Annotated in this window: 1 protein-coding gene; it reads right to left on the bottom strand. The window is 66.6% G+C overall.

All coding sequences use genetic code 11. The features are described 5' to 3' along the window. A partial coding sequence (locus HWX87_RS37705) for an acyl-CoA dehydrogenase family protein (RefSeq protein ID WP_279612997.1) occupies positions 1-557 on the bottom strand: 557 nt, incomplete at both ends.

The following is a 557-nucleotide window of genomic DNA, read 5'->3' on the forward strand; positions in this document are numbered from 1 at the left end:
CCTTCGGTCAGCGCGCGCATCGTGCCGAGCATCCGGCGCACGTCCGGGTGATGGATGATCGTCACCGACTGCTTCGCCGACCCGTCCACCGGGCGGCTCTGCACGCGTTCCTTCGCGAATTCCGCGGCCTTCTGGTACGCACGGTCGGCCACGCCGATCCCCTGCATCCCGACGCCGAAGCGTGCCGCGTTCATCATGATGAACATGTATTCGAGGCCGCGGTTCTCCTCGCCGATCAGGTAGCCGATCGCGCCACCGTGGTCGCCATACTGCAGCACGGCCGTCGGGCTCGCCTTGATCCCGAGCTTGTGCTCGATCGACACGCAGTGCACGTCGTTGCGCGCGCCCGGCGAACCGTCTTCGTTGACCATGAACTTCGGCACGATGAACAGCGAGATGCCCTTCACGCCTTCCGGCGCGTTCGGCGTGCGCGCCAGCACCAGGTGGACGATGTTGTCCGCCATGTCGTGCTCGCCCCACGTGATGAAGATCTTCGTGCCGAACACCTTGTACGTGCCGTCGCCCTGCGGCTCGGCGCGCGAGCGCACCAGCGCGAG

The organism is Burkholderia sp. BCC1644, from assembly GCF_902833225.1.
Lineage (GTDB): Bacteria > Pseudomonadota > Gammaproteobacteria > Burkholderiales > Burkholderiaceae > Burkholderia.